This window comes from Pseudomonas sp. SWRI68, from assembly GCF_014269165.1.
Taxonomy (GTDB): Bacteria; Pseudomonadota; Gammaproteobacteria; order Pseudomonadales; family Pseudomonadaceae; genus Aquipseudomonas; species Aquipseudomonas capeferrum.
Genome location: NZ_JABWRU010000027.1, coordinates 46,401 through 60,226 on the forward strand (window position 1 = coordinate 46,401; position 13,826 = coordinate 60,226).

9 protein-coding genes are annotated in these 13,826 nt (G+C 62.7%); 6 read left to right on the forward strand and 3 right to left on the reverse strand.

What is annotated here, in order from left to right; genetic code table 11:
- Nucleotides 1–43: 43 nt before the first annotated feature.
- The 5 genes from HU770_RS24680 (at nucleotide 44) to HU770_RS24700 (ending at nucleotide 7,806) form a co-directional block, all read left to right on the forward strand.
- Nucleotides 44–742, forward strand: coding sequence for a pirin family protein (locus HU770_RS24680; RefSeq protein ID WP_033697268.1), 699 nt, complete (start codon nucleotides 44–46; stop codon nucleotides 740–742).
- Nucleotides 743–880: 138 nt separating this feature from the next.
- On the forward strand, nucleotides 881–3,682 hold the full coding sequence (locus HU770_RS24685; RefSeq protein ID WP_186666081.1) for an amino acid adenylation domain-containing protein: 2,802 nt from the start codon (nucleotides 881–883) through the stop codon (nucleotides 3,680–3,682).
- Between the two features lie 96 nt (nucleotides 3,683–3,778).
- Complete coding sequence (locus HU770_RS24690) at nucleotides 3,779–4,309, forward strand: sigma-70 family RNA polymerase sigma factor (RefSeq protein ID WP_186659984.1); 531 nt, start codon at nucleotides 3,779–3,781, stop codon at nucleotides 4,307–4,309.
- 2 nt (nucleotides 4,310–4,311) lie between these two features.
- The gene (locus HU770_RS24695; protein ID WP_186666083.1) at nucleotides 4,312–5,259 is read left to right on the forward strand and encodes a FecR domain-containing protein; all 948 of its coding nucleotides are present in this window, start codon (nucleotides 4,312–4,314) and stop codon (nucleotides 5,257–5,259) included.
- 96 nt (nucleotides 5,260–5,355) lie between these two features.
- Nucleotides 5,356–7,806, forward strand: a complete 2,451-nt coding sequence (locus tag HU770_RS24700) for a TonB-dependent receptor (protein WP_186666085.1) — start codon at nucleotides 5,356–5,358, stop codon at nucleotides 7,804–7,806.
- Between the two features lie 85 nt (nucleotides 7,807–7,891).
- Here the strand turns inward: HU770_RS24700 and HU770_RS24705 are convergent, their stop codons facing one another.
- Both HU770_RS24705 and HU770_RS24710 read right to left on the reverse strand, forming a co-directional pair.
- Nucleotides 7,892–9,742 carry a DUF3857 domain-containing transglutaminase family protein gene (locus HU770_RS24705; RefSeq protein WP_186666087.1) on the reverse strand — a complete coding sequence of 617 codons (1,851 nt, stop codon included), beginning with the start codon at nucleotides 9,740–9,742 and terminating at the stop codon, nucleotides 7,892–7,894.
- 106 nt (nucleotides 9,743–9,848) lie between these two features.
- Entirely contained in the window at nucleotides 9,849–10,328 is a 480-nt protein-coding gene (locus HU770_RS24710) for an isochorismatase family protein (RefSeq protein WP_186659976.1), read from the reverse strand.
- Nucleotides 10,329–10,547: 219 nt separating this feature from the next.
- Here HU770_RS24710 and HU770_RS24715 point away from each other — a divergent pair, with 219 nt between their 5' ends.
- A complete protein-coding gene (locus HU770_RS24715; protein ID WP_186659974.1) occupies nucleotides 10,548–10,988 on the forward strand; it encodes a GNAT family N-acetyltransferase in 441 nt (146 codons plus the stop codon).
- Between the two features lie 11 nt (nucleotides 10,989–10,999).
- On the opposite strand, the gene HU770_RS24720 is transcribed toward HU770_RS24715, so the two are convergent.
- Nucleotides 11,000–13,477 carry a TonB-dependent siderophore receptor gene (locus tag HU770_RS24720; protein WP_186666089.1) on the reverse strand — a complete coding sequence of 826 codons (2,478 nt, stop codon included), beginning with the start codon at nucleotides 13,475–13,477 and terminating at the stop codon, nucleotides 11,000–11,002.
- Nucleotides 13,478–13,826 lie beyond the last annotated feature (349 nt).

A 13,826-nucleotide genomic window follows, 5' to 3' on the forward strand; every position in this document is an offset into this window, starting at 1 on the left:
TGACGCATCATGGCCCCATTCCACCCATTCAAGGAGCACGACCATGCTGCAACTGCGACCCTTCGAAAGCCTCGGCCACGCCAACCACGGCTGGCTCGATGCCCATCACCATTTCTCGTTTGCCGAGTACTACGACCCCGCCCGTATGCACTGGGGCAACCTGCGAGTCTGGAACGACGACCTGATTGCGGCTGGCAGCGGTTTCCCGTCGCACCCGCACCGGGACATGGAAATCATCACCTATGTCCGTGAAGGCGCGATCACCCACCAGGACAGCCTGGGTAACAAAGGCCGTACCGAAGCGGGTGATGTGCAGGTAATGAGTGCAGGCTCCGGCATCGTCCATAGCGAGTACAACCTGGAGGACGTCGATACGCGCATCTTCCAGATCTGGGTGGTGCCTGAGCGGGTGGGCGATGCGCCGACCTGGGGCAGCCGGCCCTTCCCTAAAGGAGAACGTGGCGAAGGCTTCGTGACCCTGGCCAGTGGGCGTGCAGGTGACGAAGACAGTTTGCAGATTCGTACCGATGCACGGTTGGTGGCTGCGACGTTGCAGGCGGGGGAAAGCGCCGAGTACCGCTTTGATGCCGGGCGCCGTGGTTATCTGGTGCCGGCCAAGGGGGTGGTGGAGGTCAACGGAGTGCGCGTCAAGGCACGTGATGGGCTGGCCATCGAGCAAGAAGCAGTGTTGCGGGTTACGGCCATCGAAGACAGCGAGATCGTGCTGGTGGATGTTGCCTGAGGATCTGGGGCTGCGAAGCGGCCCCAAAATTCCGCCTCAACACAATCACCGCAGGGGCATTGGCGCCAAACGCCAGCCTGCACTAGCGTTGTGCTATCCAGCCAACCCCCTGCCGTTGATGCGGAGCAAACACCCAACATGCCGGATATGCGCCCGAACCCGACGCAGAACCTGGAATATCGCGCCGAGCGCCCGATCTTTCACGCCTTTGTGGAGCAAGCAAAGCACTCGCCCGATGCCACCGCCATCATCGCCCACGACGCCACCTGCAGCTACGGCCAGCTAGACCGCATCAGCCAGGGCATTGCCACGTACCTGCTGGAAAACGGCGCCAATGGCACCGATCGGCTGGTAATCGTCGCCAGCCGTGGTGCCGCGCTGGTGTATGCCATGCTCGGCGCCTTGCGCGCCGGGCTGACCTTTACCGTGGCCGACGCCGCTTACCCTGCTGCGCGCATTGCGCAGATCATCCACACCCTTCAACCAGCCTTTGTCTTGCGCTGTGGCGATGCCCAGGTCGAGCCAAGCCTTGCCCGCACCGTCAACGTGCCGCCCTGCCCCGACCAAGCACTGCAACACATCGCCAGCAAGCAGTCGCCCCTGCCCGAGGTTAGCCCCGCGCAGCCGGCCTATATCATCTTCACCTCAGGCAGCACTGGCGAACCGAAGGGTATCATCACCCACCACGCGCCCCTGGTGCATTTCATCGACTGGCATGTGCAGCAGCAGGGTTTTACCCGCGGCGACTGTTTTTCCCTGCTCTCGGGCCTGGGCCACGACCCGGTCTACCGGGACGTGTTCACGCCGTTGTCGATCGGCGCAACGGTCGTCTGCCCGGCCCAGGCAACCCTGACCGACCCGTCGCGCCTGGCCGCCTGGATACACCACCACGGCCTGTCGGTCATCCACCTGACCCCGCCCCTGGGCAAGCTCATCGAAACCGGCGCGCGCATGAACGGGCAAGTGTTCGAGCGCCTGCGCTACCTGTTCTGGGGCGGCGATGCACTCAGCCCTACGCTGTACCAGCAGGTGTGCGCGATTGCGCCCAACGCCAGCAGTGTGAACTTCTACGGCACCACCGAAACGCCGCAGGCCATGGCGTACCACCCACTCGACCCGGGCGCCGACAACAGCCGCATCCCTTTGGGCAAAGGCATAGACGGCGCGCAGCTGTTGATCATCGATGAAGCCAACCGCTTGGTCGAAGCAGGCGAAGTCGGGGAAATCCTGATCCGCAGCCCCTACCTGTCGCTAGGCTATTGGGGTGACCCGGCACTGACCGCAGAAAAGTTCGTGGCCAACCCCTTCACCGGCGCCCAGGCCGACCGCTGCTACCGCACTGGCGACCTCGGCACTTACCTGGCCGATGGCAGCGCCAGCTTCCTGGGGCGCGGCGACAGCCAGGTGAAAATTCGTGGCCACCGCATCGAACTGGCGGAAATCGAAAATGCCCTGTGCCAGCATCCGTGCATCAAACAGTGCGTGGTACTGGCCAACCACGACAACGCGACGGTCAGGCTGGTTGCCTATTGCGTTGCCGAGCAACCCGTAGCCACCGCTGAACTGCGCCAAGCCATGGCGGGCATGCTGCCCGACTACATGGTGCCGGCGATGTTCCTGTTCGTGCCCGGCATCCCCCTCACACCCAACGGCAAGGTCGACAAACGCGCCTTGCCAGCGGCGTTCGACAGCAGCGACACCCTCGACAACACGGCCACGCGGCCCCTGTCACCGCTCGCCCTGAAACTGACCGACGCTTGGTCACAGATCCTGCAGGCCCCGCGCATCGATGCCCGGCTCAGCTTCGTGGAGCTCGGCGGCGATTCATTGTCGTTCGTGCGCGCGTCGATGGTGCTGGAAGAACTGATCGGCCACCTGCCGGATCGCTGGGAAATGATCCCGGTCCAGGACCTGGCCGAACTGGCCGAGCAGCGCAGCAAGGCCTCGAAGTGGTCGATGCGGGTCATGGAGGTGCCGGTTTTCCTGCGGATGATCGCCATCATCCTGATTGTGGTTGGCCACCTGGAGGTGTTTTCCGAATGGCGGATCGTAGGCGAGACGTCGGTGCTGTTCCTGATCTCTGGCATCAGCCTGGCCAGGTTCCAGTTCAAGGCCATCGACGAGCGCGGTGACGCCCGTATGCTGGTCAAGTCGGTGGCAGCCATCGCGGTGCCGACCATTGCCTATACGGCGTTGGTTCAGGCGCTGTTCGACCAGGTACATTGGCAATCGCTGCTGTTGATCTCCAACTGGTTCCCCCCCGACAAGGTCGGTATCTTCGCCTACTGGTACATCGAAGTGCTGGTGCAGATGATCCTGGTCATTGGCCTTGTGTTGTCGTTCAAACGCGTGCGCAAGGCGATCCTTGCCAACCCGTTCCGCTGGCTGACCATGGCCGCCTGCGCGCTGGTGGTGGCGGATCTGCTGCTCAGCCATTTCGTCTTCGACGCCACGGCCCTGCTCAACCGCGTGCCCCAGCATTACCTGGCGGTGATGGTGCTGGGCATGGCGATTCACTACGCCGACTCGACGCTGCGCAAAGGCGTCGCCAGTGCAGTGGCGGTACTGCTGATTGCCGAGCTGGACCTGGTGGCCATTGCCGGCATCGGCTGGCAAGCGTTTGCCAGTTACTTCGATATTGCCCTGCCGGCGATGCTCGCCTTGATCTGGTTCCGCGCTGTGCCCGTGCCGGGCGTGGTTGCCAGGGCGGGGGCGATGATCGCGTCGTCGACCTTGTTCATCTACCTGACGCACTTCCAGTTCCAGTCGCTGGCGCGCCACATCTACGATCAGCCGTTGTTCGCGGTGGCCCTGGCGCTTGTCGGTGGCGTAGTGCTGAGCTACTGCTGGAACACCCTGCTGCGCAGCGTACTGACACGCTGGCACGTGAGCAGGAAGGCGCGCGCAGCGCAGGCCTTGGAACGCGTGACTTCCTCTTGAACAAGGCAATGCCCGCCCGCTGGTGATTGCCAAGCCTGAAACAGTTTGCATAAAATGCGAACCATTAACATTTGCAACTCTTTTCAGGCGGCATGGATGAGCACCCCGGACGTAGCCCTCAATTCCCAGGTCAGCCAGCTCTACCGTGCGCAGAGCAAATGGCTGCACGGCTGGCTGACACCTAGGGTCAACTGTACCCACCTGGCCGCGGACTTGGTCCAGGACGTGTTCGTTCGCGTGATGACGGCCGCCGATGCGGCGGCCAAGCTCGAAGCGGTCCGCGAACCCAAGGGCTACCTGGCCACGATCGCCCGTCGCCTGATGATCGACCACCTGCGCCGGGTGCACCTGGAGCGGGCCTGGCTGCAGGTACTGGCCGAGCAACCCGAAGCCTTGGATATCTCGGCCGAACAACGCTTTTCGCTGCTGCAAACGTTGTTTGAACTGGATGCGATGCTGGCAGCGCTTGGCGCCAATGTGCGGGAGGCATTCTTGCTGTCGCAGGTCGATGGCATGCCGTACAAACGCATCGCCGCCCAGTTGGGCGTCTCTGAAGTGACGGTGCGCCGCTACATTGCCAAAGCGGCGGAACACTGCATGATCTACAGCCTGACCCACGGCCAGTGAGCATGGCTTTGAGTGCCGAGCAGCGCACAGCCCTGCGTCAGGCCGCGCATTGGTACAGCCAGCTAAACAGCGGTGAAGTGCAGCCCAGCGACCATAGCGCCTGGCAGTCATGGCTGAACGCTGCGCCCGCCAATGCCTGGGCCTGGCAGCAGGCCGAACGTTTGCAGACCCGCATGAGCGCAACCCCTGCCCCGGCCACCAGCCGTGTACTGTCGCTGGCGGCGCATGGCCGCCACGCCACCCGCCGCCGCGTGGTCAAGGCCGGGCTGGTGCTGCTGGGTGGCAGTGCACTGGGCTTGGGTAGCTATCGCGAAATGCAGTATTCACCGTTGCTGGCTGATGTACGCAGTGGCGTGGGTGAACAGCGCTCACTGACCCTGAAAAACGGCAGCACGCTGCTGCTCAACAGTGACTCGGCAGTTGATATCGATGACACCCGCGAACAGCCGTATGTGCGGCTGCGCCAGGGCGAGATCATGGTCGAGGTGCCAGAGCAGCAACGCTGCAGCGTGGTGACCCGGCACGGCAGCATCGCGGCTGGCCACAGCCGCTTTTGCGTGCGGCTGTTCGATGACGCCAGCAAGCTCGATGTGTTTGGCCAGCAGGCACGTGTGACGCTCGCCTCGGGCCAGGCCATGGAGGTGCACGGCGGCCAGAGCTGCCAGTTCGATGGCAAGGGCTTTTCGGCTGTGCAGACGCTGGCCAACGCCGCAGACGCCTGGAGCAGAGGCTTGCTGATCGTCAATGACCAACGCCTGGACACCTTCGTCACCGAGGTTTCACGGTACCGGCCAGGTTGGCTGCACTTCGCGCCGTCGGTGGCTGGGCTGCGCATCAGCGGCACCTACCGGCTCGATGATACCGAACAGATCTTGCGGGCACTGGCTACCTCCTTGCCGGTGCAGGTGCAGCGCCGCACGCGTTTCTGGGTGACGATTACCGCCGCATGAAATAAACGCAAAATGCCTGATCACTTTCGCGCGGCTCATCCGACTCATAGGTAACCCCAGCTGTGGCTGCCTCTTTACCTTTCCGAGACCTCGACGATGACCTGCCGCTTCACTCTCAGGCCCTTCAGCGCGCCAGACCTGCGCACCTGCCTGCTGTTGACTGTTTTGCTCGGTGGGCCGGGCGCAGCCTGCGCCGCGCAAGCGCATGACTACCACCTGCCGCAAGGGGACCTGGGCGAAACATTGACCCAGTTCGCTGCAGAGTCCGGCATTGTGCTGTCGTTCGACACCCAGTGGACACGCGGTAAACGCTCGCCGGCCTTGAATGGCCAGTACCCGGTCGACCAGGCCCTGCAGATTCTGCTCAGCGGCACAGGCTTGCAGGCCGTCAAGGAAAGCGACGGCCGCTACTCGCTGCTGCTCACCACCCAGCAGGGTGACGTGGTTGAACTGGCCCCCAGCCGCATCGACGGCCAAGGCCTGGGCAACATCACCGAAGGCACTGGCAGCTACACCACCGGTGGCTCCACCACCGCAACCAAGCTGCCGCTGACCCTGCGCGAGACGCCCCAGTCTGTCAGCGTGATAACCCGCCAGGCCATCGACGACCACGGCTCGCAAGACATCGGCGAAGTGCTGCGCAACACCCCCGGGGTTTCGGTGCAGGCGTATGACAGCGAGCGCATGGAGTATTCCGCGCGCGGCTTTGCCATCACCAACTACCAGTACGATGGCGTCAACACCATCTATGACGGCGTCTACGACGAGGGTGCGACCCATGTCGACATGGCCGCCTACGACCGCGTGGAAGTCATCAAGGGCGCAACCGGGCTGATGACCGGCTCTGGCGACCCCTCCGCCACGGTCAACCTGATCCGCAAGAAGCCTACCCACGACTTCAAGGCCTCGATCACCGCCAGCGCTGGCTCCTGGGACAACTACCGCACCGAAGGTGACATTTCCGGCCCGCTCAATGCCAGCGGCAGCGTGCGCGGCCGCTTCGTCGGCGCCTACCAGGACCGCAAGTCGTACCTGGATCACTACAAACAGAAGAAGGACGTCTACTACGGCATTCTCGAAGCCGACCTGACGCCCGACACGCTGCTCACCTTCGGCATCGACAACCAGACCACCACCCCGCGCGGCTCGTCCTGGACCGGTAACCCGACGTACTTCTCCGACGGCAGCCGCACCGACTTCTCGCGCTCGCACAACCCGGGGGCCGACTGGAGCCGCCGCGACTTCCAGTCCACCACCTACTTCGGCTCGCTGGAGCAGGCGCTGGCCAACGACTGGAAGGTCAAGCTCAGCCTCAACCACATGATCAGCGACCATGACACCCGCCTGGCATCAGCCAGTGGGGGCAACCCCGACGCCACGACCGGCGAAGGCATGTTCTTCTATTGGGGGCGTTGGGAAGGGCATCGTGTGCAGAACACCGCAGACCTGAGTGTGTCGGGGCCCTTCACCCTGTTCGGCCGTCAGAATGAGCTGGTCGCAGGCTTCATGACCTCGCATTCGCGCCTGACCGGCGACACCTACGACGGCAGCGCCTTCGCCCAGGTACCGGGCTCGATCTTCGACTGGAACGGCAAGGTTGCGGAACAGGACTTCCCGAAGAACGGCGATTACACCACCACCCAGAGCCAGAACGGCGCTTACGTGGCCACCCGCCTGAAGCCGACCGACAACCTCTCGGTGATCCTCGGCACCCGGGTCAGCACCTTCAAGTACAACGACGACCAGGACTACTACCCGACCTCGCCCCTGGATGACACCCACGCCAGCTACAAGCAGCACGGCGTCGTCACCCCTTACGCCGGCGTGGTCTATGACCTGGACGACACGTACTCGGTGTACGCCAGCTACACCTCGATCTACCAGCCGCAAGTCTACAAGGACGTCAGCGGCGCCACCCTCGACCCGGTGGAAGGCGATGGTTATGAGGCAGGCCTCAAAGCCGCCTATTTCGATGGCAGGCTGAACGCCACGCTGGCGTTCTTCCGTATCGAACAAGACAACGTCGCCTCTTCGGTGGGCACCAACCCGGTCACCAACGAGGGCATCTACACCGCCATCGACGGTGCCACCACCCAGGGCGTCGAACTGGAACTGGCAGGCGAACTGGCCCCGGGCTGGAACATCACCGCCGGTTACACCTACGCCCGTACGCGCGACGCTGACGACAACCGCCTGTTCGGCTTCCCGCTGGCGACCACCAAGCCTGAGCATGTGGCGCGGCTGTTCAACACCTACCGGTTGCCCGGCGTATTGGACCGCATCACAGTCGGCGGTGGGCTGCGCTGGCAGAGTGGGTTCTACGGCAGCATCTACAGCCCGGCCGCCAACGACTACACACGCATCAAGCAAGGCGGTTACACCCTGGTGGACCTGATGACCCGCTACCAGTACAGCGAGCACCTGAGCTTCACGGTCAATGCCAACAACGTGTTCGACAAGGTGTACCTGACCGGGCTTGGCAACTTCGGTACCACCTACTATGGCGAGCCACGCAACCTGATGGTCACCACCCGCTGGGACTTCTGAGCAAGCCCCCACCTGCAGCGCCCCTCATGAATCAATGGCTACGTATTGATCCAGGAGGCGGCGCTGCAGGGGCGGCCAGATCGGGCTAGCTGGCCTGTACGATGATCTGGCTCTGCAGGTCCCTGACCATCGCCTCGATGGCCGGCTTCATGGCGGCAAAATCTTCAGGTGAGCAGACCACATCCGGGCGGCTGAACTTGAAATGCCGCTCGATCACTACGGCATTGCCCTCCTGGGCATACTGCGCGCTGTACTCAACGTTGGCGTCCTGCAGACGCACTTGTTTGGGGATCGCCAGCACACTGACCTCAGGCGGGAATTCGAAGCGCGACTTTTCCACGGTGTCATTGGAAATGCACACGAAGCGCTGGCTGCGTTCCTTCTCCATGGCAAAGCTGTAGACGTTCTGCGAGATACCCCCCGCCAGGCTGCTCAAGGCCACCATGCCCACAGGCCCTGGCAGGTTGACGAGGTTTTCCGTGCGCCCATCGACGGTGCTGACAAAGTCGCCATTGGCGTTGCTCGGGCGCACCTCGAAGGTACCGCTGCCACGCTGCCCATAGGCACCGAGCACCTTCTCGACGAGCAGGTCGCGGTCCGCCGGTTTCATCGATTTCACACCATAGCGGCTGACCTCGCTGGCCCAACCCTGCACGGTCGCGACGTTGGTGAAGTCTGCGCCACCATCGCCCTTGACCTTGAACTGCAAGTCACTGGAAACCTTGTTGAGCTGGATGGCCGGGGTTCGCCCGAACTCACCCGTCGCGGTCAGCAGCACCCGCTTGTTCAACACGGCCAACGGCAGGTAGCCCGCGGCGATCGACGGGTCGGTGGAGTCCAGGTACAGGTCCAGGCTCGGCACATAGGTGATCACATGGTTCAACACCCCCAGCGCGGGCACCTTGGGGAACACGTAGGCGTTGCCCAGGTTGATCAGGGCTGGCGTGCTTTTGATCCCCGCCGCCGTCAGCAGCGCCTCAAGCAGGGCAACATGGTCCTTGCAGTCACCGTAACGGTTGTCCAGCACGGTTTGCGCCGCGTGCGGCACTACCCCACCGGCGCCGACATACACGGCGACATAACGGATGTTTTCACGCACCCAGTCACTGAGCGTCAGTGCCTTTTCCCGCGTGGTGGGCAAATGGGCCGTGAGGCGTTGCGCCAACTCGCGGATCGGTGCCGTGACCTCGACCTTGGCGCGTGCCTGGTAGGCCTGGGCGAACGCTTTGAAATCGGTGAATGTCGACACCGCCAGGTAGTGCCCGTAGTCCAGGTAGGACACCGCACTCGCCTCGATCCGCGCACGGTCCGCCGGCACGTAATCCCAGCGATAGACCTTGCGCCCTGGCGCAGCCGCCGGCAGCGACGCCTTGAAGTTGCGCGCATCAGCCTGCAGGGGCATGCCCTCAGGCATGTCATAGATGAGCGTGAACTGCCCGACCGGGTGGAATTCCGGCACGGTGATGTCTTCGTACTGGCCAGGGAACAGCGGCGTGAAGCGGTTGCGCTGATAACGCAGCACCAGACGGTCCCCCACCGCAACCTCAGGGAAGATGATCACCTTGTTGACGCTGTCCTGAAACATCGGCGCCTGCGCGGATGCCTGCTCCTGCTGCTCCTTGATGTGCGCGGCATCCACCATCACCTTGCGCCCATCGGGCTTTTGCGTGTACGCCTCGATCACATCCAGGGTTTCCAGCGACCGGTTGTAACTCACCGGGCGCTGGGCACTGGCCTTGATCGCGCGCTCCTCGTTGATCAACAGCACACTGTCGACGTCCAGACGATTACTGCCATCCATCTGCACCACGAAGGTCTGCTCGACCTTTTCCAGGGTCGCGGAGTGGTCGGTGCCGTCGGTGAAGGCGTGCGCCAGGGCGCACCAATTCATGGCAACCGGCAGCAGCACAGCCACAAGGTAAGACTTTTTCAGCATGGAGATCCTTCTCGATCCAGGTGTATCAAAGTTGCCATCAATCGACAATGATACTCATTGACGAATGACGATGGCAAAATGATTGCACCGCTAGCGCCTTTTGCCCTCACCCGTGCAGCGAGGCCAGCACTTCAGCAGCGGTCGTCACTTGGCCAAAGTGATGCTTCCACAGGTCGATGCCCAACTGGCCGGACCTGTCCAGCGATGACCCTACCGTCATGTCGGTCACCAGCGTAGGCGCCAGCCCTGCATCGAACAGGGCGAAGCCAGCGGCAAGCACGCAGGTTTCGGTTTGCATGCCACACACCAGTACCCGCTCCACGCCCAGCTGCTTGATGTACTCGAGGGTTTCGACGGTCTGCCCGTAGCCATGCTTGACGAACACCTGGTCCGCCTCGATCAGGCTCTCGTCCTCGGCCGCCGGGTGCCAGCCAAGCTGGCGCTGAAACGGCGTGACCTGCTCATCGTGCAGTTCGACCGAGGCGACGGTCGGGATGTTCGCCGACAACCGCCGCAAACCGTCTACCAACCATTCGGGCGGGCTGAAGGTGGATTGAACATCGACGATAAGCAAAACCTGGCGCATAGGGCTCTCCGGCCACGGGCAAAAGGCGCCAAGTATAACGTGGCGCCCGTGCTGGGGTTTGTTGATAGCACGGGCGCTCTACCCTCATCGAGGCTGCCGACGATGCGCCCTGCATCGTATACGGTGCATTTTTCTGAAAACTGCCTTATATGCATCGTATTTGATTCATAAGAACCTGCAGTTTTTACATCGCGCACGCACGCGTAGAGGTGAACAATAATGGACTTGCGATCAACCATACGACTCGCCCAGCCCGAGGACGTCGAGGCGCTTTTTGCGCTGGACGCGATCGCTCGGGGTGATCGGCAACGGCAAACATTCATTGCAGACGCGGTCGCCTACGGCCAATGCTGGGTGGCCGCAGACGCGCACGATACATCCCAGCTGACAGGGTATGGCGTGCTCAACGATACCTTCTTCGATCAACCGTTCATTGCGCTGGTCGTGGTGAAGGAATCGGCACGCCGCCGCGGTATCGCGGCGGCCATCATGCGCACACTGGAGTCGCAGTGCCGGGGTGGCAAGCTGTTCACGTCGACCAATGCTTCAAATGCGCCGATGCAGGGTGTGCTGGCTCAACTCGGTTTCATCAGGAGTGGGCAGATCGACAACCTGGATGACGGTGATCCAGAGCTCATCTTTGTCAAATTCCTCTCCTGAAATCGCGCCGGTCACCAATCGTAGGTCATCTCCACCGAGGCCACGCGCTCCTGGCCGTAGTAGCAACCGAACGCATAGTTGCAGTCCGACACGTATTCGCGGTCGAAGATGTTCTGCACGTTCACGCTGGCCTGCAGACCGCGAAGGCTTGGGTCGAGTTTGCCCATGTCGTAGCTGACGGTGGCGTCGTATACCGCATACGCCGGTACGTCGAACGAGTTGGACGAGTCACCCGGTTTGCGGCCGGTATAGCGTGCGCCTGCGCCGAATGTCAGGCCATTGAGCATGGCCTGGGTGAAGTGGTAATCCACCCACAGCGAGGCCGAAACCGGCGCTTGCGATTCGCTGCGGTTACCTTGGTCGCCATAGTTGCTCTTGGTATAGAACGAGTCGATGTAGGTTGCAGCGGCCAGCACATCGATATTGTCGAGGGTGGACTTGAGCTCCAGTTCAACGCCGCGCGAACGTACCTCGCCATCCTGCGCCTGGTACTGGGGGTTGTCGTCGTCCTGGGTCAGCACGTTCTTCTGCGTGACCTGAAACACCGAGGCGGTCAGCAATGTGCCCTCGGCCGGCTGGTACTTCACCCCCACTTCGTACTGTTCACCCTCGGTCGGTTCAAACGACTTGCCAGCGGAGTCCGTGCCCAGCGTCGGCAAGAACGACTGCGAATAGCTGACGTAAGGCGCCAGACCGAATTCGGTGACGTAGGTCAGGCCGATACGGCCGGTGAACTTGTTGTCACGCTGCGAGGCGATGCTCTTGGCCAGCAGGTCCTTGTTGTCGATTTCGGCCCAGTCCTGGCGGCCGCCCACGGTCAGGATCCACTGGTCCAGCTTGATCTGGTCCTGCACGTACACACCGGTCTGGCGAACCGTGTTGTCCCATTGGGTGTCCAGCACCGGGGTCACGCTGCTGGTGTCGTAGTTGTTCTTGCCATACAGGTCGACCGGCAACACGTTGTAGGCGTTGTAGCCATCGTATTTGCGCGAGAAGTGGCGGTAGTCCACACCTGCGAGCGTGGTGTGCTGCAGCGCGCCGGTGTTGAACCTGTATTCCAGGTTGTTATCGAGGGTGTAGGCGATATTGTGCTGGCGCCAGTCGAGCTTGACCCGGTTGGCCCGGGTGTAATCGACGCTGTCGCCGTCCGAGACGAAGCTACGCAGGTAGAACCCTTTGTAGCGATCCCGCACATCGGTGTAACGCGCCGTCGAACGCACGGCCAGGTCATCGCTGAAGCGGCGAGTGAAGTCATAGCCGAAGATGTACTGGTTGCGCTTGTAATCGTTGTAGTGCGAGTCGCCCGAGAAGAAGTCGCGGTCGATGTGCTGGCCCGTCGGGCCACGCTTGAGCGAGCCGATCATCGGCAGCGACTGGTAATCGGCAGCGCCGTCGTCACGCTGCACCTGCGCCAGCACGGTGAAGGAGGTGTCCTCGTTCGGCGACCAGGTCAGGCTGGGTGCCAGCAGCAGGCGTTCGCTATGGGCGTGGGCCACCTGTTCGTTGCCCTTGTTGGCAACACCGACCAGGCGATAGGTAAACTCGCCCTGCTCATCCAAGGGGCCGCTGGTGTCGAAGGCACCGTTGGCGCGGTTGTAGCTGCCGGCGCCCAGCTTGACCTGGCTACGCTGCTCGCGGGTCGGGCGCTTGGAAACCATGTTGATCAGCCCGCCCGGCTGGTTTTGCCCATAGAGCACCGACGAGGGGCCTTTGAGCACCTCGATGCGCTCCAGGGTGTAGGGGTCGATCTGCGGTGCACCGCCCAGGCTGCCGGCATACGGCACGTATGCGCCGTCCAGGTACAGCGGGGTCGGGGCAAAGCCACGGCTGGTGATTTCGTCGGCAATGGTGTTGCGGTCGGTGAAGCCGCCCGTGGCCAACCCCGGCGTGTAGCGCAGTGCCTGGGTCAGGTTGCGCGCGCCCTGGGCCTGCACCTGGTCGGCGGTGATCACGTTGATGGCCTGGGGTATTTCCAGGATCGGTGTATCGGTCTTGGTGCCTGTCGCACTGCGGGTGGCGACATAGCCGTTTACCGGGCCATAGGCCGATTCCACGGCGGTGCCGGTAATGCTGGTGCTGTCCAGTTGCAGCGTCGCGGCATCGCCGACCATGGGCAGCAGCGAGTAGCTGCCATTGGCCTGGCGCAGCACCTGCAATTTGCTGCCCACGAGCAGTTGGCGCAGGCCGGCCTCGGCACTGTAGCGGCCATGCAAGCCGGGTGAGCTCAGCGATTGGACGTAGGACGGCTCGAAGGAGACCGTCACCCCTGCCGCTGCCGCGAACTGGGTAAGCGCCGAGCCCAGCGGGCCGGCCGGGATGTCGAACGCGGCATCGGCGCGGGCCTGGGCGACGGCGGGCTGGGCAATCATCACCGCAGCCAGCGGGGTCGCCAGGGTGATGCTGAACAGTGCGCGATGGACTGAGCGGGCCAGTGCGGTTTTGGCGGAGTTGATGAGGATGACGGGGGTGCGAGTGTCTGTGGGGAGCATGGTATTCCTTTCGCCCTGCGGCAGTTTTTATGGCATCTGAGGCGCCTCTACTTACAAGTCGAATGAGAATCGGAATCGGTAACCCCCCTTATGTAAAAAAGGGCGCGTTTATGGAATGGGGCTTGGCTGCGATTTTCGGGTTGGGAGATGGGTAAAGGCGACCCTGTGTTTGCCACGGCATTTTCAGCGCCTGTGAGATCGAGCGCCGCAGGGCATGCCTTGGGAGGTTCAGCGCCTGTGAGATCGAGCGCCGCAGGTGCCAGGCTCGGCATTTTCGGCGCCTATGAGATCGAGCGCCGCCCGCGCGGCGCATCGCGACGCAAGGCCGCTCCTACATTTGTTTCGGGCC